The sequence below is a fragment of the Xanthocytophaga flava genome, from assembly GCF_030068545.1.
Lineage (GTDB): Bacteria > Bacteroidota > Bacteroidia > Cytophagales > 172606-1 > Xanthocytophaga > Xanthocytophaga flava.
On sequence record NZ_JASJOR010000021.1, the window covers coordinates 104,225 to 125,224 of the forward strand.

The window sequence follows — 21,000 nt, forward strand, 5'->3', positions numbered from 1 at the left end:
TCGGTTTTCAGTAATTAAAATGTAAGATTAAGACCCATGATAAACTGACGTTGATTTGGATAAGCTCCTTCATCAATATTAAATGTTGTATTTCTGTCAGCATTTGTAAATCCTACTTCAGGATCTACACCAGAATACTTCGTGATCGTAAATAGATTTGCTGCCTGTACATAAACACGTAGTCTTTCTACACGAACTTTTTGCAGCAAACTCGTAGGTAGTGAATAACCTAATTGTACGTTTTTAGCTCTTAGATAAGATCCTTTTTCTACATAGTAAGAGTTTGGTACACTAGTCGTGCTGAAAGATCCACCTGTTTCCTGAATAGGTGCTTTTGCATTTCGGTGTTCTGGAGTCCATGAATCATATAGAGCAGTCTTGCTTTTTGCACCCAGGAAATTAGGATAGAAGTCTGTCCACCATTTCACATTATTCCATATATCATTTCCTTGAGAACCATACAGGAATATAAAGAAATCAAAGTTTTTATAAGTTGCTGAAATATTCAGACCATATGTAAACTTAGGATTAGGATTGCCTAATACAGTCCGATCAGCATCTGTAATACGACCATCACCATTAATGTCTGCATACCGGAAACGACCCACTTTTATATCTGACTGATATACCGCAGTTGCATTACCAGTAGCAGAACGAGCCTCCTCATTGGCAGCATCAATTTCAGCCTGATCATCCCAGAAACCATTCAATTTATATCCAAAGAATGAACCTAATGGACTTCCTACTTGATTTCTTACAATAAAGCTACCATTAAAGCGACGACCTTCTTCATCAAAATATCCTGCACCATTTGAAACTTTAAGGATTTTGTTGTTATAAGTAGTGATTGTTCCTGTAATATTCAGTTTCAAATCATTGGTTACATTAATATGCCCAGTCACAGAAGCATCCAGCCCCTGATTACGCATTTGAGCAACATTTACAAAAGGAACTGTTGCAGATCCAGCCGTACCTGGTAATTCAGGATTATACAAAAGATCTTTGATTTCCTTATTATAGTAATCAACTGTAACATCTAATGCACCACTGAATAAGGTTGCATCCAGCCCTACATTGCTATTAATTACTGACTCCCACTTCGCATCTGGATTACCAATCCGGGTTCTATTTACACCAAAAACAGTTGTTGAATTAGTACCGCCAAGATCATAATAGGTACTGGAACGATTGGGACCATAAGCAGTAAAAGCATTTCCTGGAGTTACATTCAACTGATTTCCTAGTGAACCATATCCAACACGAAGTTTTAAATCTGTTAACCAACTAATACCCTTCAGAAATTCTTCCTGTGATAATCTCCATGCAGCACTTACGGCAGGAAACCAACCATATTGGGTTTTCAAGAACTTAGAAGAGCCATCACGACGTACGACAAATCCTAATAAATATTTATCTTTCAGATTATAGTCAACCCGGCCAATCAGTGCAAATAAGGAATTAGATAAATAGGAACTATAATTTGTAGGAGAGGTAGCACCTGTAGTCAGGTTAGTATAATTTGGATCAAATGAGAAATAATCTTGTGTAGTTCCACCCAATGTTTTGTCTACGGCATTGTATGCTTCAGTACCTACTACTACCTTTATATCATGAATCTGATTAAAATTCTGATGATAACTCACAGTATTTGTCCATGTCCAGTTAAATCCATTACCATTTTGTTCAGTATATGAGTTTGCAGGATTATTTTCTGCATTTTCGTACTCAGGGAATGAGAATGAGCGGCTATTCCAGTTATAGACTTCTCCACCAAAACTAGTCCGGGCAGTAAAGTGATTCAGAAAATCGACCTCCCCAAAAACATTACCAATCAATCTGTTAGAAAGCCCTCTGTTATTAGCTGTACGTTTTTGAATAGCAACCGGATTGCGAGCATTTCCCATATCTTTGGCAAAAGACCCTGCAAAGTTTCCTGCAATATCATAGACTGGAATAATAGGTTGTTCCCGAAAAGCATGACCTATTGCACTTCCTTCATCCAAAGTAGCAACACGTGGATTATCTGTAACAGAGAATGCAAGATTTTCCCCTATTCGAATATGCTTGGAAACGTTATACAGGCTGTTTGAGCGGATAGTATAACGCTTGTTATAAGTATTGATCAAGGTTCCCTGCTGATTAAAGTAATTTACAGAGAAGAAGTAGCTTCCTTGATCTCCACCACCACTTAATGATAAGTTATGGCTTGTAATGGGTGCATTTTTAAAGATTTCATGAAACCAATCAGTTCCAGATTTATTAGCACGTACTATACGATAAAATTTATCATATTCACCTTTACTTGTATAATTTGGATTAACATTATACAGACTTTCATTTAAGGCAGGATTTCCTTCCTGTAGTTGTGCTCCGTATGTAGTACCAGCCACCAGATAATCAGGAAGAACAAAAGCATTATTCACTTCTCTGTATTGCTCATCATTATTTGTGGCAGCACCTGAGTTAATTTTGGCTACGCGTCGCAGATCTGCCATTCCTTGAGGGGAAAGAGTATTCCATACATTTCCACCTTTAGGTACCTGTACACCATAGTAAGCATCATACGTAACTTTAACCTTACTTGCACCTTTCTTTGTTGTAATAATCACAACTCCATTAGCAGCACGTGAACCATAGATAGAAGCAGAGCCTGCATCTTTTAATACCTGCATGGTTTGAATATCATTTGGGTTGATATCATTGATATTCTGAGTAGGTACACCATCGATTACATATAAAGGCTGGTTATTACCAAATGTGTTAAATCCGCGAATTTGCACTCTTGGAGACTGACCAGGCTGACCAGATCCTAATACCGTTACCCCAGCAGCTTGACCTTGCAACATGTTTTCTACCTGTGCAGTGGGTTGTTTGGTCATCTGATCTACATTTACAACTGCCACAGCGCCTGTCAGATCTTTTTTCTGCTGAGTTCCGTAACCAACAACTACAACTTCATTTAAAGCTGTAATATCAGCACCTAATGTAACATCGACAGTGGTTCGGTTGCCAATAGCAACTTCCTGCGTTGTATATCCAATAAACGAAAACACCAATGTTCCTGACCCATCAGGTACTGTTAAAGAATAAACTCCCTCTGTGTTAGTGACTGTACCAGTTGTTGTACCTTTGAGAACAACACTCACCCCTGGTACTCCTTCCCCTTTATCATCTGTAACTTTACCTGTTACCGTAAGTGCAGGAGCCACATTAGCACTTGCCTCAAAAATGCCCGCATCAATAGCAGACATCTGGTCGGCAGTTAATAATATGCGTCCTGAGACAACCTGATAGGAAATATCCAGAGGACTTAAGATAGTTGTTAATACAGTGGAAAGCTTCTGATCCACTGTGTGAATAGAAACCGGACGATCTGCTTTGATAGTTTTTCTACTGTACACAAACTTTACTCCTATCTGATTTTCAATTGAACTTAATACCTTTCGTAGATCGGTATTCTCCATTTTCAATGATATACTTCGATCGAGTACATCCTGAGCCTTTATTTCATGTGCATACGAGAACGATGCAAAAACAAAAGCTATACATAATTGAGTTAAAGAGATCTTCATAAGCATGCAGAATAATGCATACGGTTGCAATTGTCGGATTCTTTTCATACTTTTAACTGTTTCTGTTTTGTGGAAAAAATAGGACAAAGGGGAGCCGTTCATTTATCTTAGCAGGATAAATGTGTCTTTTTGAGACAAGGCTCATAAAAGCCAATGGTGGTAGCGCACTATTGGCTTTTTTAGCTTCTCTGATTTAGTAAATGGTGGATTGTTATATCATTTGAACAAGGTGATGGATTAATAAACATTGATTGAAAAAATATGAGGCAATTCAATACTTAGTCACATCCATTACCTGAGATCAATATCCGAGTTCCTTTGATTTCATACGTTGCTCCAATTGACTGGCACAACAAATCTAGCTTCTCGTATAATGGCATCTCGGTAATGTCACCCGTAAAGGTGCAGGCGTTTAGTTTTTCACTTGCAGGAACAATCTCTATCCCATAGCGTTGTTCCAGACCACTCAATATTTCCAGAATTGGCTTATCATTGTAAACTAACTTCTCTGGTAAAGGTGTATTCTTAATCTCTTTGATTTCAATAGGCTTTTCGACCAGCCCTGTCACCCAATGCCCACCTTTTTCGAAAAACTCAACTCGTTGATTTGGAGTAAGAATTACACCATTATTAGTAGGCTTCTCACTAGCTGTAATATTTTGATCTGACTCGGCTGAATTTTCATATACAGAGACTTTACCCGTTGCTACATCTACTTCTATAGAGTTTGATTGATCTTTTGTTTTGATCCAGAAGCTAGTCCCTAATACCTTTGTAACAAGTCGGCCTGTGTATACTAAGAATGGTTTTTCAGGATCTTTAGTAATCTCAAAGAATGCATCTCCAACTAATTGTATTTCTCTTTTATGAGAATCAAAGATTTTGGGATATGAAATACTACTATTGGGTGAAAGATGTATGATACTCTTATCCTGTAGAACTATTTTTTTTATTATAGTACTTTGATTTTGCTCAGAGACTAATTCGATATTTGTTTCAAATACACTAATCTCTTTTTCAGGAAAGATCCTTCTTGTAAAAAAAAGAAAAGAAGCAACGGTTATTATAACACAAGCTGCTGCGACTCCTGCATAAACAAAAACCTTATTTTTCCTTCTGCCAGATGTTAACGGAATGACTTTCTCTGACTCATCTATTTCATCATTGATATTCGCCCATAATCTGTGTTCTAACTGGTCTTTCTCTTCATGTGTTAAATCCAACTGTGATTGATTTTCCAGAAGAGAATACCATCGATGTATCTTCAGCATTTCTTCTTTGGTACAGTTACCTTGAAGATATCGTTGCAGTAATTGATGAAATTCTATTTTAGTCATAACTTCAGAGATGAACAAAGCAGATTACCCTTTCATATATAGAAGTCGTACAACTAGACACTTATCCTAAATGTTTTTATATTTTCTTGAAAAATTTATATATTATTGAATATAAATATGTAATATTCTTCAAAATATATAACTTATTCTTGCCGATATAAAGAAGGAGGGTCGATATAAATCAGAATAATTTTACCTGTTAATTAAAAACAGGAAGGAATAGCTAAGTAATCGGATAAAAGTATGGTAGCCAGTTTATTATTTAACAAATAATGCTCTCAGTACAAACAAATATTGCTTATACTGAGAGCATTAACAGGAAGAACCAAAAACAACGTATTTTTTAGAACAAAGCTGAAAGTACAACAAGGATCAAGAGTAAATGGTCTTTCAAATATACTCTCATAGATTTCAGCGATTTAGTCAAATGATACTGAACCGCTTTCTCAGAAAGTTCCAGATGTTCGGCAATTTGAGCAACAGGCCAATGTTCCAACCGGTTCAGTCTGAAAACTTCCCTTGATTTTTCTGGGAGTATATCCAACCCATTTGTAATAGTAGATATTAATTCATTAAAAGCTATTGTGTTTTCTGTATTTGAATCTTCTATTGATAAAAATGCTTTATAGTACTGTTCATATTCTCCATGAACTATTTCAGAACGAATATGATCTATAATTGAATATCTGACAGCAGTAAACAGATAGTAATCCAGTCTGGTAATGTGTACAGTTGCTCTATTCTTCCATAACTTCACGAATATATCCTGAATAATCTCTTCTGCGGCTTGTTTATCTTTCAGTTTCCGATAAGCCACCAGATACATTTTTTGCCAATAGAGTTGATAAATAGCTGTAAAGGCTTTTCTATCTCCACTCAAGAATGCTTCCAATAACTCCTGTTCAGATAATTCTGTATTCTTGCTATCCATCGCGAATGAAAGTATGCTGAAATTGTGGTTGTAGTAGAGTCAAATATGAAAAATAAGAAGGTCATTTCAGATAGTGAAAAATCTTAATTTCATCCATTTTCGAACATATTAAGTACAAAAATAACCAATCCATTACACAAAACCTTTTTTTGACATAAATTATATTTAATATTTATTTAATACAAATATTTCTTAGTATTTCTACTAGTTATTGAATAATAATAACCTATTTTTTAACTAAAATGTGAAAAAGACACTTAAAAATAAAGAAGAATAGAGAAGGATAAACAGGTTATTTTCCTGTTAAAGTCAAGAGGTGCAGCTTGTTAAACTGTTACAGCCAGATAAGTTATACCATATATACACCTATCACTAGCAGAGATACCTGCCAGTGATAGCTATTTACATTTAGGGAATTAGTGTTTTGCGGTTTTAATAGGGCTCTTTCGGAAATAGACATTCGGATCTGTCCCTTTGGAATATTCTTGTCCCAAAGCTGGTAACCTCTTAAATAATGTAGGTACTATATTGTGTTTATCAACGATAACTTCTGGTGGGTCTTGCAGAAAGTTATTATAAAGATCTATAACCGTTGTATAACTGTCTAGATTTTCAAAATGCCTGCGAGATAAACGCCAGGTGAGATAGGGAGTTGCAGGGATGTTATCTTTATATTCATCTAAACCCTGCCCTATCACCAGTAAGCGTTTTTGACGAAAATTATAGTGTTCCGGATTCTTCTTAACAATCAGAGCAGTATCATTCCAAAGTGTAGCAGATGCAGGAAGGTAGAATTTCCCTAAATTATTGAATCCTATGTATACGAGCAGCAACCAGAATACCAGTTCTCCCAACCATGCCTTTCTGACTAATGCAAAATAGTAAGTTCCAAAAAAAGCAACAGGGGGTACAAATACCAGGAAAACATAAGGAGCAAAATCATCAGCAAAGAAAAGAGATACACCCGCAGCCAATAACCACATAAACATAGCCTGCTGACAACGTATCTGATAGTTAATAAAACGGGTATTTCCTCCAATCAGTTGACTAGCAGCTAATACCAGTAATAATCCCAATGGTTGCAGAATAATAATAAAAGTTTTAAAGTCTGCGTAAATCACACTATATCGCTCCCAAAACACAGCAATCCAGTTAAAATAAATAGCATCGTATTCATTTACCAGATAAAAAGATAATAAAAGAATAGCAAGTGGTAATGTAAAACCGAATAATAACAACAAAAACTTACGAAGCCGAACTGCAGATAATAAAACCAATGCGACAAAAGCAAATCCGATAAACCAACCAAAAGGAATATAAAAGAGTGTTGCCATACTCAGATAAAATCCAATCCCAAATGCCTCATCATCAACATCATCTCTGTCAAGTTGGGTAAATAATGCATTAAGGCCTATCAACAGAAATGTAAGCCCCAGTAAGACAGGTGATAAAGTATAAAAGTCATAGAATAGAGTAGCACACAAACAATACAATAATGCAGGCAAATGAGTCCGTTCAGTATATAATTCATGTCTTTGTAAAAACATGCTGAAATAGGCTGATTGAAGCATCACTAATAACATGGCAATGATATGATAAGCCGTTTGGGATCGCCCAAATAGTATATCAATTAATGCATATACACCAGCAGATAAAGGACTTAGACTATCCCATGTTTCTGTATAGATCATAAACCCCCGATGCAACCTTTCTCCTATCAGCAGCCAGTTTAATTCAGGCTGTATCATTGGCAACCCATGTATAAGCAAGGGCAATCGTATCACTACCAGAAAAAACCAGGCAACAAAAACAGAACTAAACCCTCCTGTAAGTAAAAAACGAAGCATATCTAAAATATAATATATTCACGACTTATCCTTATCTATAGGTATAAATGAATACAGGATAAATTCTTTAGTAAAAGATTATTGCAAAATTAAGAAGAGAATTATAATAAGATAGTTCTCCGATCGCTATTTAACGGCAAAATCCATATTTATTGCAACTATTCAATAAATATGGCAACCAAAACCGTCATTCCTTACCAGATTCATTATCTTTGCGACTATGGATAGTAAAAGACAACAGAAATTTTCCCGTTTAATCCAAAAGGAATTGGGAGAAATTTTTCAACGAGACAGTAAAAGTCTGTTTGGAAATGTATGGATTACCGTTACTCAGGTACGTGTAAGTCCTGACTTAAGTGTAGCAAAAGTGTACCTTAGCTTTTTGATGACTGATAACAAAGAGCAAAGTCTGGCAGATGTAAATGAGAAAAACAAAGCAATTCGCCAAACTTTAGCAGCCAAGATACGACATCAGGTTCGTATTATTCCTGAATTGATTTTTTATCTGGATGACACAGCTGAATATGCAGCCAAAATGGATGCGTTGATTTCTGGTCTTACTATTCCGGCAGCATCCAAAGATAAAGACGAGGAAGAATAATATTTTTTGTTTAAGGTCCACTATGCATCTCAATAGCTGAAATGAACTTATCCTATTTTATTGCCCGGCGTTACTTTCTATCCAAAAAGAAAACCAATTTCATCAACATCATATCCATTATTTCTATGATTGGAGTTGGAGTTGGCACAATGGCACTGGTAATTGTTCTGTCAGTATTCAATGGATTAGAGGACCTGTTTCGTAGCTTGCATGGCACATTTGATTCTGAAATTAATATCAAGCCAGCCTATGGCAAATCACTCACTGTAACACCACAACTATTAGCGAAGATTCGGGCAGTAGAAGGGGTAGGCTTTGTTGCAGAAATTATTGAAGACAATGTGTTTCTATCCTATAGAAAGGGACATATGCCTGCACGAATGCGTGGGGTACCAGATCAGTTTATCCGGCAAAACGGGCTTGACCAGGCTATTATTGCAGGCAATGCCCGATTAAAATATAATGACAAATCTTATGCAATTGTTGGCAGCGGTGTACAATATATTTTATCCATTGCCCTTAAGGATGAAATGAATCCCATCCAGATTTGGTATCCTGATAACTCACGTAAAACCATAAATGTCAGTTCGCCAGAATCTATTCGAAAGAGTGCTATCCGTGCAGGTGGGGTTTTCGCATTGGAACAGCGGTATGATAAAGATTATATATTTGTTCCACTCTCATTTGCAGCAGACTTACTGCAAATGGGTAACAAACGGAGTTCTCTGGAAATCAGTCTTAAAGATGGAGAAGATGTAGATCAGATAAAAGTTCAACTCAAAAAAGCTTTGGGAGCTAACTATCTTGTACAAGACAGAGATGAGCAACATGCAAGTTTACTACAAGCAATTCGTATTGAAAAGTTATTTGTCTACATCACATTCTCTGTGATTCTTGCTGTAGCATCTTTTAATATCTTCTTCTCTCTCACGATGCTGGCTATAGATAAACGAAAGGATGTAGCCGTATTATCAGCCATGGGGGCTGCTCCTAATTTTATCAGAAGAGTTTTTATGACAGAGGGAGCTATTATTGCCACAGTGGGTACACTGGCAGGACTGGGATCAGGCTTTCTCATATGCCTTGCACAACAAACGTTTGGGATCTTTAAGATGGGTATGGAAAGTGCAATTGTAGATGCATACCCTGTAAAGATGCAATTGCCGGATTTTGTAGCAACAGGTATTACAATTGCTCTTATTACCTTTGTAGCTTCATACTTTCCCGCAGTGAAAGCAGCCAAAGACATCGACATTCGCCTATAATACAATTGTTTACTTACTATTGTGTATTAAAATCACAAGTATTACAGACTGAGTATTCAAAAAGATTCTATTTTTATGCCCTCAAACAGATTATTTCTGTTTCAAAACAGAATATAAACCAAGCGTAAAACAAGAATACAATGTCTACACATAGTGAGATCAAACGTATTACCACCCATATATTGCAGGAAATGAAGCTGCGGGGTGAGAAAATATCCATGCTGACAGCCTATGACTTTTCAATGGCACGTCTCGTAGATGGCGCAGGAATGGATATCATTCTGGTTGGGGATTCTGCTTCGAATGTAATGGCAGGCCATGAAACAACCCTTCCAATCACACTTGATCAGATGATTTATCATGCATCGTCTGTAGTACGTGCAGTCAGACGTGCATTAGTAGTGGTAGATTTACCCTTTGGTTCCTATCAGGGTAATTCGTCAGAAGCACTCCGATCTGCGATCCGGATTATGAAAGAATCAGGTGCCCACGCAGTAAAGATGGAAGGTGGTAGTGAAATAAAGGAATCTATCACTCGTGTATTAAGTGCAGGCGTACCCGTGATGGGACATCTGGGGCTTACTCCTCAATCAATTTATAAGTTTGGAACCTATGCGGTCAGAGCCAGAGAAGAAGCAGAAGCACAAAAATTAATGGCAGATGCACAACTACTGGAAGATATTGGATGCTTTGGAGTTGTCTTGGAAAAAATTCCGGCAACGTTAGGCAAACAAGTAGCCGAATCTGTCAGAATACCTGTAATAGGTATTGGAGCAGGTCCTCATGTAGACGGACAGGTACTTGTATTGCATGATATGCTTGGTATCAACAAAGAATTTAGTCCCAAGTTCCTTCGACGTTACGCAGATCTATATACTTCTATTACAGATGCAGTGTCTCATTATGTAAGAGATATTAAAAATCGCGAATTTCCTAATGAGAAGGAAGGCTATTGAAATAGTCTGGTCTTCCAATGAAACTATTTAAATAGAACATCCATATCTATTAGCCCTGTTTTGTAAAAAGAACTATCGTTCTGATTACAAAACAGACTTTCATATGTGATTACTATATAAATGTTTCCATATACCTCACCTACTTTTTAAAATAAGACTACAATACGGATAAGTTGGATAAAAATAATAGATTTGACTATATAAAGCCTATTATTCTATTCATCCAACTTTATACCTATGAATTCGTATCCCTCGCGCCGTAATTTTATAAAGAAAGGCTCTATTTTTTTGGCAGGAGCAGCTATTTCAGGAAATATATTTTCACAAAAAGAGAAGTTTCATATCCCTCTACAGTTGTATTCAGTTCGGGATGAAATGAAAAAAGATGCACTTGGCACTCTCAAACAATTAGCATCTGTAGGTTATAAAGAAGTGGAACCAGCGGCTTACCTGGAACAATCTGTCTATGAGAGTCGAAAGATATATGGATATTCATCTAAAGAATTGCGTAAGATTCTGGATGGTATGGGATTAACTCAACCCAGCAGTCATGTTGTATTTCGGCTAACAGATTGGCAAGCAAATAAAAAGGATGTGTCAGACGAATGGAAGGGAGTAATGGAAGATGCCAATATTTTAGGACAAAATATTTAATAAGCCCCTGGTTTGCCTATGACAAGACAAAATTAGATGAATGTCGCAAAGGATTTGATGTATATAATAAAGTAGGAGAAATCTGTTCCAAAGCAGGATTACGATTCGGGTTTCATAACCATCATGATGAATTTGAGCAAAAATTCAATAATGAATATTTATATGATATCATGCTGAAAGAACTAAATCTAAAATATGTATGTCAGCAACTTGATATCTGTAATATGGCCGAAGCAAATGTAGATCCTATGCGTTGGTTAAAGATGTTTCCGAAACATTTTGAATTATTGCATGTAAAAGATCTGGATAAAACAAAAAATGAAAGTACTCTGCTAGGTGATGGTCGCCTGAGAATGAAAGAGATATTAGACTTTGCCAAAAAGAATACAGCTGTAAAGTACTGGGTAATAGAGCAGGAGTCGTATGGAGACAAAACCCCTATGGAATCTGTTAAGATAGATCTGGAAAGGCTCAAACAAAACTATAATTTTGTTTAAAAAACAAATCCCCCAGATGCAAACAGCAGGGGGATTTTTGTTGAGGCAATAAAAAACACCAGTCCTACTGAAACTGGCGTTTAATACTTCATCAACAAACTAAAAACCAATTGCTTATGTTTAGAAAGCTAGCTGTAGGAGAAGGGGTCGAACCTCCACGAGGTAGTTAGCGACAGAGCAAAGTTTGGTGGTCAATCCCAGTCATCCCAATTTTGACATCAGGACGGCTTTACCCTGCGTTTATCCCAGATTCCTCACCCCCGAGACAGGAGGGCACGGCTGCCAATTTCGTCACCCTACAGTATAATTCCGCTGCCTTCTTTCGCTTTGGACAATACAAAAGTAATACTCGCTCTAATTATTTGCAAATTCAGCATCATTTTTCATTAAAAAATCTATTTTTATTAATTTAGCAACTACTTCATTAACAAAATAATAATTTGCTTACTTTTTTATGCCCCAAAATTCAGAAATTGACAATATAGATCTAAAGATCTTATCTCTTCTCATGCAAGATGCTACTATGCCTTACACGGAAATAGGCGAAAAAGTATTTGTTTCAGGTAGTACAGTTCACGTACGAATGCGTAAGCTAGAACAAATGGGAGTGGTAAAAGGCTCTCAACTTATTGTTGACTATGCCAAACTTGGCTGGGATATAAATGCCTTTCTTGGTATTTATCTTGAAAAGAGCTCTAATTATGTTGCAGCAGCACAGGAACTAGAGAAGATACCAGAAATATTGAGCATTCATTATACAACCGGAATCTATAGCCTCTTTGCACGTATTATATGCAGAGACACACAGCATCTTCGTGAAGTACTAAGTGACAAAATTCAAAAAGTACCTGGAATTCAACGTACAGAAACTTTCATATCCTTAGAAGAGCGGTTTAGCAGACCCATTACATTTTAACTTTATACTTTGTCTCATTTGCCATATCTGCACAAATCCAGGCACTTACAAGACAGATTACAGTATTTATGCCTACTTTTATAAAATAATTAAAGACAGCCGAACTCCTGAAACTATTTTTCAGCTATATTTGTAATAGGATTAGATTCAGTCTAAATAGCTAACCATGAGCAAAGACACACAATTATTAGAGGATATTACCCAATCTGAATATAAGTACGGATTTGAGACACAGATTGAAACGGAGTCAGCTCCCAAAGGTCTTAGTGAAGATATTGTCCGTTTTATTTCAGAAAAGAAGAATGAACCTGCGTGGATGTTGGAATGGCGTCTGAAAGCATATCGTCAATGGTTGGAAATGAAATCCCCTGAATGGGCAAATATTAGTTTTCCTCCTATTAATTATCAGGATGTAATTTATTATTCTGCACCTAAGCAAAAAGCAAAACCCAAAAGTCTGGATGAGATAGATCCTGAGTTAAGAGCGACTTTTGAAAAGCTTGGTATTTCTCTGAATGAACAAAAAAGAATTACAGGAGTAGCGGTAGATGCAGTTATTGATAGTGTTTCAATTGCAACAACCTACAAGAAAACACTTAGCGAACTAGGCATTATTTTCTGTTCTATGAGTGAAGCAATTCAGGAACATCCTGAGTTGGTAAAGAAATATCTGGGTTCCGTAGTACCTGTACAGGATAATTATTTCTCAGCCTTAAACTCTGCAGTATTTAGTGATGGCTCGTTTGTTTTTATTCCAAAAGGAGTTCGTTGCCCAATGGAATTATCAACATACTTCCGTATCAATGCAAAAGAAACAGGACAGTTTGAGCGTACACTGATCGTTGCAGAAGAAGGAAGTTATGTAAGCTATCTGGAGGGTTGCACAGCTCCTATGCGTGATGAAAATCAGTTACATGCAGCTGTTGTTGAAATTGTGGCCCTAGAAAAGGCAGAAGTAAAATACTCGACTGTACAAAACTGGTATCCTGGAAATAAGGAGGGAGTTGGAGGAATTTATAACTTCGTTACTAAACGAGGCATCTGTTTAGGAAACAACTCTAAAATTTCCTGGACTCAGGTTGAAACAGGATCTGCTATCACCTGGAAATATCCATCCGTTATCCTTAAAGGTGACAACTCTGTAGGAGAATTTTACTCAGTAGCAGTCACCAACAATTATCAGCAGGCAGATACAGGCACCAAAATGATACATATTGGTAAAAACACCAAGAGCCGTATCATATCTAAAGGTATCTCTGCAGGAAAAAGTCAAAACTCGTATCGCGGTCTGGTAGAAGTGCATCGCCGTGCTGAAAATGCCCGTAACTTTACACAATGTGATTCTTTACTTATGGGAGATAAATGTGGAGCACATACATTCCCCTATATTGAAGTAAAGAACCCGACTGCTCGTGTTGAACACGAGGCTACTACTTCTAAGATTGGAGAAGATCAGATTTTCTATTGTAATCAACGTGGTATAAATACAGAAGCGGCTGTTGCTCTTATTGTTAACGGATACGCTAAAGAAGTATTAAATCAACTACCAATGGAGTTTGCGGTTGAAGCACAAAAACTTCTGGCAATCAGCTTGGAGGGTAGTGTAGGTTAGTAGATTTTTATATAAAAATATATGCAAACCTCAGAACAACCCGTTTTGAGGTTTTCTTTTTTACATCCTATTCTTTTATTCTTTATGAACTGTATTCATTGTGGTAGCGAAATTCCAGAAGCAAGGCTTAAAGCAATTCCCACTACAAAAACTTGTATAGATTGTTCTAAAACCAATCGTGTATATGGATTTGCAGTTATTTCAGGAAAGACCACTTACTCTGAGATTCAAATAGTAACAGAAGAAACCGCTCAGGATTTATATACTCAGCAGGACCGGAAAGGAGGTGTGGCAACAGGAGTACAATTTAAAAACCAGCAACCTCCTAAGCTAAGCAATTTTGACTTTGAATAACATTGATTTTTTACAAAATAATATCCAAGATCAACTGAAAAATTGCACTAAAACCATTATAATATGTACTATTTATTACAAGACTGATTTTTTGTAAAAAAATATATTTTTTTTCAGAGGGCTTGGGTTACCTTCTTTAGTTCATGGTATTAAACTGTGGATTTTAACTTTAAACCTAACCGTTTTTCCAAAATGAAAAATTTATTTGCAATCGCTGCTATCGTATTAGGAACAGTTGTATTCTCAGCTTGTGGAGGTAAAACTGACACAACAGAATCTGCTGATACTACTGCTACTACTACTGAAGCTACTGTAGATACTGCAACTACTACAGATACTACTACTACTGTAGATACTGCAGCTCACGATACAACTGCACACTAATCTTCGCCTAAAGAAGAGAAGGGGCGCTACTAGAAATAGTAGCGCTTTTTTTATATCTCGTGGTTGATCTATTTAGTAAATTTCTCAGAAATAGAAATATTCCCTATCCATTCCAATAAACCAACAAATAGTTCGTTTTTAGGAAATGATAGAGTATCTTTCTTCACTACTTTAACACACTAACAGTATGTCAAAAGATAAATCGCCTACCAAAGAAAAAAAGAAGGAGCCTGCGAAAACATTAAAGGAAAAACGCGCAGCCAAACAAGAAAAGAAAAATAGTAAAAGAGATTGATCTATCACAGGCAAACTCTGTTTGCCATAAAGATCGGAATCAATTAAGTATTAATACAGCGCCCTGCTTTGTAATAGACCGTCCTAGCTGGTCAATAATCTCAATCTGGTAGGAATAGGTCCCCATTACGATGGCAGAGCGTTTGTTTTTCCCATCCCATCCACTATTCTTATCTTCTGAAGCATATACTACTTCACCCCACCGATTATAAATACGAATAGTCCAGGATTGTACAAACAAACTGTGAATCTTAAAAATATCATTGACGCCATCAGAATTAGGAGTAAAGGCGGTAGGAGCAAAAATTCGAGCATTCTGGCGTATCTCTACACTATTTGATTCGCTCATCCGTCCTTCGCCAATAGCACGAACTCTAAATCGTATTAGTTGATTTACTGTATCCATTGGAAAAACCAGGCTATTTCCACTTGTAACCTGTTGCTCAAGCACAGCATTACTACCATCTAGTTTCTCTACCTCATATCCTTGCACTCCTTCTGACCACTCACTATATGAGGTCCAGTTCAAGGTATACCCATCTTCTCCAGAATTTGCATTTGTTACTTTTAGTTGGATAGGGCATGCATTAGGTGAGATAGCTGAAGGGTTGCCACATTTGTCCATATATCCGATTCTATAGCAAAACTTGACAACATCCAATCGCCTCACTACGTCTTCGTATCGGTTTGTAGTAATTCGGGCAGCAGGTGAAAAATTAATGCCATCTTCGGATTTATAGACAGTATACTCTCCCGGAACATACAGACCTGCGGGAGCATCCCAAGTCAGTACGACTTTGTTATCAGCAATGGTAGCCGTAAAGTTCTGTACAGCAGAAGGCACGGAATTAGAAGTTGCCCTTACACATTGAATAGTAGACAATGCCTTAGCTCCACTAGTGAGAGTACTAATAAACTGATAACAATTGGTATCTCCACAGATAACAGCCTGATCTGTATATGATGTTGTTACCTGTGCAATATTATCCAGTAGTACCTGTCCATCTCGTAGTAAAGTGTTGTTAGCAATAGTTTTTAATGTTGAATAGGTATCCCAGGTTACTAGATTCTGGTTATTAGTAGCACTAACTGTAATGATAACACTACTTATCTCTTCCGAGATGAGATTATTTCCACAGGCATCAGTCCGCACAACTCTATAGGTTGCAGGTTGTGGATCATTCAGTACTTGTCCTACTATCCCTGTCGTGGAACTAACTTGAGCTGCAACCTGTGTATAGGTTCCATTGCTTTCACTGCGCTTTTCAATTCGGTATGTTACTCCCATCTCTCCTCTAAACTGCAGTAAAGCAGAATTAGCATTATTGGTTGTTAAACTTACCAACTCAGGTACTGCCAGAGAAGATTCAGGTATTACATTTTTTGATTCACTACCTCCACAATTGATATCAGTATAACGTCCCGAAACTTTTACTGTTCTTGGTGTATTACTTGTATAGGTATGAGCATAAGTTCCTGCACCAGAAACAAGTTGTGTATTTCCATCTCCCCATTCAATTACATACGAATCATAGGTATACACTTTACTACCAATTATAGAAGAAGTATCTCTGATTTGCACAGTAATACCAAATCCAGAGCACATGCTTATAGCAAAAGAAGGTTTGTAAGTTGGATAAACCTCCACTAAAACAGGTGTCTTGGTAGAATCATAGCTTGCATTATACTGCCCATATTGATAAACTTCATATATCCCTGGCTTCGTATATGTATGAGTGGTTTCTTTAGTAGAGTAGTTAAATCCAGAAAGCGTATCCCCATAAGTATACTTGGCAACAGGATTGGGATAAGGTTCATAGTTTGCACAAGAGGCATCAATAGTTATAGTTAATGGCACACATCCTTTGGATACATTTGTTGTAAAACAAGGCTGTTGCGCATATCCAACTATTCCATTTAAGAGTAATGCAAGCGAAATCGTATACAGACGGTTTTCAGCGAAAACTTTCCAGGTAGTTAAATCCAATACTAATCTGTAAACTCTCTCAATTAGTTGCATTCCAAATTAACAAGATAAAAGAGTACTCTCTTTAGTATCCAAGCGAGTACTCTAAGCATTTTTATAGTAAGTTATATCTCTTACAACGAATATTTTATTGTTCCGTGTATAAGATAGCTTCAATTATTTCTTCTACAGACAGTGACTTTTGCTCACCAGTTGTCATATTTTTTAATGCCAGCTTCCCTGTTGCCATCTCATTAGACCCTATAATTACTACAAATGGGACTTTTTTACGATCTGCATAATCCAGTTGCTTTTTCATTCTGGCTATATCAGGATATAGTTCAGCATTGATACCTGCTTCCCGAACTTTCATCAATATGGGTAAAGCATATGTAAACGCTTCCTTATCAAAACAAGTAATTAATACTTTGGTTGAGATAGTATCCTTGGCAGGAAACAGTGACAGTTCTTCCATAACATCATAGATACGATCCACACCGAAAGAAATTCCAACACCAGACAAACCCGGCACCCCAAATGCACCAGTTAGATTATCATAGCGTCCGCCACCACAAATACTTCCTATCTGCACCCCTCCTGCTTTCACCTCAAAAATAGCACCTGTATAATACGATAACCCTCTGGCCAGCGTTACATCAAACTCAAGATGTGTATCTGTTAGTCCGAAAGCTTTTACTAACTGCATAACTTCACTCAGTTCCTGAAGTCCCTTCTGCCCTGTTTCACTCCCCTGAAATAAGTTTGTCAATAAGGATACTTGATCATCGAAAGAACCCTTCATAGCAAAGAAAGGCTGTAACTTTTGAATAGCATCTTGAGAAAATCCACGTTCCAGTAATTCAGCTTCTACTTTTTCTTGTCCGATTTTATCCAACTTATCAATAGCAACTGCAAGATCCCCTTCTTTCCCTGTAGCGCCCACTGATTCTGCAATACCAGTAAGAATTTTCCGGTTATTGATTTTAATCGTAAAGTCTTTGATTCCTAAGTTAGTTAAAGCCTGATTCAGCATTAATACAATCTCCGCTTCACAAAGCAATGAAGTTGTACCAACCACATCAGCATCACACTGATAGAATTCCCGATAACGTCCCTTCTGAGGTTTGTCACCTCTCCATACTGGCTGGATTTGGTATCTTTTAAATGGCAGTGCTATTTCATTGCGATTCATTACCACATATCGGGCGAAGGGTACGGTTAAATCATAACGAAGACCTTTTTCAGTAATTGAGCTTGAGGTATAAGACTGTTCTAACACTTTATCAAATGCAGCTTTTATGTTTACTTTCTCTTGATCTTTTTTTTCGTGTAAAGCTGAATTTAATATTTTAAATAGCAGTTGATCGCCTTCATCCCCATATTTCCCCATCAATACAGACAGATTCTCCATAGTAGGGGTTTCTAATGGTTGAAAGCCAAAACGTTGAAAAACAGATTTTATAGTATCGAAAATAAAGGTACGTTTTGCCATCTGAACAGGGCCAAAATCACGTGTACCTTTAGGTATACTTGGTTGAGACATAATTCTTTCTATTTTTTTATTAAAAATAACCCCGTACAAGTACGGGGTCTGAAGCTATAATCTGTTTTACGAGGTGCTTACATTCCACCGAAATTATCGGTCACTTTGTAAAGAAGGCATACAGCAAAAACAGCTATTCCTTCTTTACGTCCTACAAAGCTTACTCCTTCTGATGTAGTTGCCTTTATAGAAAGATCCTCTTCTCTGATAGCCATGGTTTCACATAAGGCTTTTTTCATGGCAGGTACATGAGGATTTACCTTTGGTGCTTCCAGTACTACTGTCACATCTATATTGTTTACCTCATATCCTTCCTCGCGAATCATCTCCATTACAATCTTTAGAAATTCAAGGCTATTACGTCCTTTGTTTGCAGGATCTTTATCCGAAAAATGGTAGCCAATATCACGTAAACTCAGTGCACCCAACAATGCATCACATATGGCATGTGTAAGGGCATCACCATCAGAGTGACTTTTTAGACCATGGGTATGAGGTATTTGCACACCACCCAATACCAGAGGAATACCCTCAACGAGTATATGGACATCGTATCCTTGTCCGATTCGCAGTTTCAAGACAGTTATTGTTAAATGGAAAAATCAGTTGCAAATTAGAAGGAATTACTCAAAAAATAAAACAGAGAAGTAGCAAAGCACTAACCAGAGTGCTCTATTCAAGAAAAAGTCTGACCACTTTTTACAGTAGTCAGACTTTTTTACTCTTCTCAATAGCTCTTATATTACCACCATCGATAAAAGATACCAACCCAGCCACCTGCTATACCAGCATTGGAAACTTCATTATATGAAAAGGGTATGTGTTGATAGTTTAATTGAAGATCTAGTCCAAAATGGCTTTCTCGACCAAATAATACTCTTGTTCCAATAGCTGCTTGTGCAGCAAAGTTAAATTTGCCTTGGCTATCACCTTCCAGGCTTCCCAGATAGTATGTATAATCTGCATAAGCAATTCCTAAACCAGCCTGCACGTAAGGTCGCACAATAGCAGTCACATCAGCAAAATAATACTTACCAGTGGCTTGCAGAGACTGAATGCTGAACGTTTTGGTTTGAACAGCGGAGATTTGTGCCCCGGATGTTGTTTCATAGACCTGTCGGGGTAGTCGCTTCTGAAAATAGTTGCTTGTATATTGAGCCCCAAAAGCGAAGCTTTTGTTTAATACCCACTCTCCGGCAAGTGAATAATTCCGTGTTCCCATATCATCAATGTAATCACTTAAACCACTTTGAGGTTTAAACAATCCATATCGGAAAGTGACCTGATAGGTAGTATATCTTTGGTAAGGAGAACTTTGAGGTGCTTCACGAGGCACTACAGGTGCCTGAGCAAAACCAGTAACAGATAGAAGGAATGTACAAACAATCCCTATCCATAATTTACTATTTTTCATATGTATATGGTTGCTAAAAATAAAAAGAAAATAATTAAAGGAATTTCCCTACCCTACTCTTTCTTCAAATACGGAGATTGAGCAAATATAGCGTCAATCATACCATTAGGGTTTGTCCCCAAACCATCACCCCGGACTTGCGCAGCCCAGATTACTTTAACTTTATTTCCATTACGGGCCGCATTCTTTAGATCCAACAGCTCAATATACCAGTAACTATCACTTACCTGATAATAGGAATAATAAGAAGGATAATAATACCCGCCACCATACCCCCAATATCCAGAACCATAATAGTAAGGATTCACTGTAACGCCTGTCTGTACTTGCTGCACATACATCACATTAATTCCCAACTCAGGAGTGTCAACTCTCTCTACTTCTGTGTATCCACGATCTTGCATAGAGGCTCTGATCCTGCCTAGAAAGGCTAGATCAAAATTATCAGCAGATAATCCATATCTATCATTATAAATCACTTCTACTGAATCAGGAATACTAAAAGTCCGATAATTACTGAAGTTGACTGTATCGTCATAGTTAGTAATAAAAACTTTTGAATCTTCTGCACTCAGATCATTCAACGGATTTGGAGAACAGCCCAAAAGGCCTAGCCAGCAAATCCCTGCCAACAAACAATAGCTAAAAATAGAAACTAACGAAGATCTCATAATTCTCTTACGTTTTAGGATATAGGTAAAAATTAAAAAATTCAATCTTAAATAGATAACGATAAAATACCAAAGGTTTGTTTACAACTGGTGTAATATGTCTATTAAACGCAGGTACGATTATATCTGTATAAAAACTAGTAAGAATATAATTACTCAGATATACCATTACAACTAAACACATTC

Annotated in this window: 18 protein-coding genes; 9 read left to right on the forward strand and 9 right to left on the reverse strand. The window is 37.1% G+C overall.

Annotated features, from left to right (window positions below; genetic code table 11):
• Positions 1-14: 14 nt before the first annotated feature.
• From QNI15_RS26330 to QNI15_RS26345, 4 genes are all read right to left on the reverse strand, one after another.
• The gene (locus QNI15_RS26330) at positions 15-3,620 is read right to left on the reverse strand and encodes a SusC/RagA family TonB-linked outer membrane protein (RefSeq protein WP_314034569.1); all 3,606 of its coding nucleotides are present in this window, start codon (positions 3,618-3,620) and stop codon (positions 15-17) included.
• Between the two features lie 230 nt (positions 3,621-3,850).
• Positions 3,851-4,909, reverse strand: a complete 1,059-nt coding sequence (locus tag QNI15_RS26335; RefSeq protein WP_314001771.1) for a FecR family protein — start codon at positions 4,907-4,909, stop codon at positions 3,851-3,853.
• Positions 4,910-5,252: 343 nt separating this feature from the next.
• On the reverse strand, positions 5,253-5,840 hold the full coding sequence (locus tag QNI15_RS26340) for an RNA polymerase sigma-70 factor (protein WP_314034571.1): 588 nt from the start codon (positions 5,838-5,840) through the stop codon (positions 5,253-5,255).
• 416 nt (positions 5,841-6,256) lie between these two features.
• A complete protein-coding gene (locus QNI15_RS26345; RefSeq protein WP_314034573.1) occupies positions 6,257-7,687 on the reverse strand; it encodes a DUF6427 family protein in 1,431 nt (476 codons plus the stop codon).
• A 220-nt stretch (positions 7,688-7,907) separates the two neighbouring features.
• Between QNI15_RS26345 and rbfA the strand changes: the two genes are divergently transcribed.
• The 9 genes from rbfA to QNI15_RS26390 all read left to right on the forward strand — a co-directional run bounded on the left by rbfA (position 7,908) and on the right by QNI15_RS26390 (position 14,926).
• Positions 7,908-8,288, forward strand: coding sequence for a 30S ribosome-binding factor RbfA (rbfA, locus tag QNI15_RS26350; RefSeq protein WP_313986404.1), 381 nt, complete (start codon positions 7,908-7,910; stop codon positions 8,286-8,288).
• A gap of 41 nt (positions 8,289-8,329) precedes the next feature.
• Positions 8,330-9,553, forward strand: a complete 1,224-nt coding sequence (locus QNI15_RS26355) for an ABC transporter permease (RefSeq protein WP_314001768.1) — start codon at positions 8,330-8,332, stop codon at positions 9,551-9,553.
• Between the two features lie 140 nt (positions 9,554-9,693).
• Positions 9,694-10,509, forward strand: a complete 816-nt coding sequence (gene panB / locus QNI15_RS26360; RefSeq protein ID WP_313986402.1) for a 3-methyl-2-oxobutanoate hydroxymethyltransferase — start codon at positions 9,694-9,696, stop codon at positions 10,507-10,509.
• 237 nt (positions 10,510-10,746) lie between these two features.
• Positions 10,747-11,163: a hypothetical protein gene (locus tag QNI15_RS26365; RefSeq protein ID WP_314034575.1), complete on the forward strand. Its 417-nt coding sequence runs from the start codon at positions 10,747-10,749 to the stop codon at positions 11,161-11,163.
• The gene (locus QNI15_RS26370) at positions 11,115-11,660 is read left to right on the forward strand and encodes a sugar phosphate isomerase/epimerase family protein (protein WP_314034577.1); all 546 of its coding nucleotides are present in this window, start codon (positions 11,115-11,117) and stop codon (positions 11,658-11,660) included. The genes QNI15_RS26365 and QNI15_RS26370 overlap by 49 nt, the downstream gene beginning before the upstream one ends.
• Positions 11,661-12,114: 454 nt before the next feature.
• Positions 12,115-12,576, forward strand: a complete 462-nt coding sequence (locus tag QNI15_RS26375; RefSeq protein ID WP_313986399.1) for an Lrp/AsnC family transcriptional regulator — start codon at positions 12,115-12,117, stop codon at positions 12,574-12,576.
• Between the two features lie 166 nt (positions 12,577-12,742).
• Entirely contained in the window at positions 12,743-14,188 is a 1,446-nt protein-coding gene (gene sufB, locus QNI15_RS26380) for a Fe-S cluster assembly protein SufB (protein WP_313986397.1), read from the forward strand.
• A gap of 21 nt (positions 14,189-14,209) precedes the next feature.
• Positions 14,210-14,542, forward strand: a complete 333-nt coding sequence (locus QNI15_RS26385) for a TraR/DksA family transcriptional regulator (protein ID WP_314034579.1) — start codon at positions 14,210-14,212, stop codon at positions 14,540-14,542.
• A 192-nt stretch (positions 14,543-14,734) separates the two neighbouring features.
• On the forward strand, positions 14,735-14,926 hold the full coding sequence (locus QNI15_RS26390; RefSeq protein WP_314001764.1) for a hypothetical protein: 192 nt from the start codon (positions 14,735-14,737) through the stop codon (positions 14,924-14,926).
• A 334-nt stretch (positions 14,927-15,260) separates the two neighbouring features.
• Here QNI15_RS26390 and QNI15_RS26395 read toward each other — a convergent pair whose 3' ends face one another.
• The 5 genes from QNI15_RS26395 to QNI15_RS26415 all read right to left on the reverse strand — a co-directional run bounded on the left by QNI15_RS26395 (position 15,261) and on the right by QNI15_RS26415 (position 20,814).
• A complete protein-coding gene (locus QNI15_RS26395; RefSeq protein WP_314034581.1) occupies positions 15,261-17,240 on the reverse strand; it encodes a gliding motility-associated C-terminal domain-containing protein in 1,980 nt (659 codons plus the stop codon).
• 94 nt (positions 17,241-17,334) lie between these two features.
• Positions 17,335-18,729, reverse strand: coding sequence for a histidine--tRNA ligase (hisS, locus tag QNI15_RS26400; protein WP_314034583.1), 1,395 nt, complete (start codon positions 18,727-18,729; stop codon positions 17,335-17,337).
• A 77-nt stretch (positions 18,730-18,806) separates the two neighbouring features.
• Positions 18,807-19,307 (reverse strand): 2-C-methyl-D-erythritol 2,4-cyclodiphosphate synthase, encoded by a 501-nt coding sequence (gene ispF / locus QNI15_RS26405; protein ID WP_314001758.1) that lies wholly within the window; start codon positions 19,305-19,307, stop codon positions 18,807-18,809.
• Between the two features lie 164 nt (positions 19,308-19,471).
• On the reverse strand, positions 19,472-20,143 hold the full coding sequence (locus tag QNI15_RS26410) for a hypothetical protein (protein WP_314001756.1): 672 nt from the start codon (positions 20,141-20,143) through the stop codon (positions 19,472-19,474).
• Positions 20,144-20,196: 53 nt separating this feature from the next.
• The gene (locus tag QNI15_RS26415; RefSeq protein WP_313986383.1) at positions 20,197-20,814 is read right to left on the reverse strand and encodes a DUF4136 domain-containing protein; all 618 of its coding nucleotides are present in this window, start codon (positions 20,812-20,814) and stop codon (positions 20,197-20,199) included.
• Positions 20,815-21,000: the final 186 nt, after the last annotated feature.

Bases quoted from the DNA above. Each gene is read 5' to 3' on its own strand.
- hisS (WP_314034583.1), bottom strand. From the start codon at position 18,729: ATGTCTCAACCAAGTATACCTAAAGGTACACGTGATTTTGGCCCTGTT.
- QNI15_RS26390 (WP_314001764.1), top strand. From the start codon at position 14,735: ATGAAAAATTTATTTGCAATCGCTGCTATCGTATTAGGAACAGTTGTA.
- panB (WP_313986402.1), top strand. From the start codon at position 9,694: ATGTCTACACATAGTGAGATCAAACGTATTACCACCCATATATTGCAG.
- QNI15_RS26365 (WP_314034575.1), top strand. From the start codon at position 10,747: ATGAATTCGTATCCCTCGCGCCGTAATTTTATAAAGAAAGGCTCTATT.
- QNI15_RS26415 (WP_313986383.1), bottom strand. From the start codon at position 20,814: ATGAGATCTTCGTTAGTTTCTATTTTTAGCTATTGTTTGTTGGCAGGG.
- QNI15_RS26385 (WP_314034579.1), top strand. From the start codon at position 14,210: ATGCAAACCTCAGAACAACCCGTTTTGAGGTTTTCTTTTTTACATCCT.
- QNI15_RS26355 (WP_314001768.1), top strand. From the start codon at position 8,330: ATGAACTTATCCTATTTTATTGCCCGGCGTTACTTTCTATCCAAAAAG.
- QNI15_RS26375 (WP_313986399.1), top strand. From the start codon at position 12,115: ATGCCCCAAAATTCAGAAATTGACAATATAGATCTAAAGATCTTATCT.
- QNI15_RS26410 (WP_314001756.1), bottom strand. From the start codon at position 20,143: ATGAAAAATAGTAAATTATGGATAGGGATTGTTTGTACATTCCTTCTA.
- sufB (WP_313986397.1), top strand. From the start codon at position 12,743: ATGAGCAAAGACACACAATTATTAGAGGATATTACCCAATCTGAATAT.
- QNI15_RS26335 (WP_314001771.1), bottom strand. From the start codon at position 4,909: ATGACTAAAATAGAATTTCATCAATTACTGCAACGATATCTTCAAGGT.
- QNI15_RS26340 (WP_314034571.1), bottom strand. From the start codon at position 5,840: ATGGATAGCAAGAATACAGAATTATCTGAACAGGAGTTATTGGAAGCA.
- QNI15_RS26330 (WP_314034569.1), bottom strand. From the start codon at position 3,620: ATGAAAAGAATCCGACAATTGCAACCGTATGCATTATTCTGCATGCTT.
- QNI15_RS26345 (WP_314034573.1), bottom strand. From the start codon at position 7,687: ATGCTTCGTTTTTTACTTACAGGAGGGTTTAGTTCTGTTTTTGTTGCC.
- rbfA (WP_313986404.1), top strand. From the start codon at position 7,908: ATGGATAGTAAAAGACAACAGAAATTTTCCCGTTTAATCCAAAAGGAA.
- QNI15_RS26370 (WP_314034577.1), top strand. From the start codon at position 11,115: ATGGAAGGGAGTAATGGAAGATGCCAATATTTTAGGACAAAATATTTA.
- QNI15_RS26395 (WP_314034581.1), bottom strand. From the start codon at position 17,240: ATGCAACTAATTGAGAGAGTTTACAGATTAGTATTGGATTTAACTACC.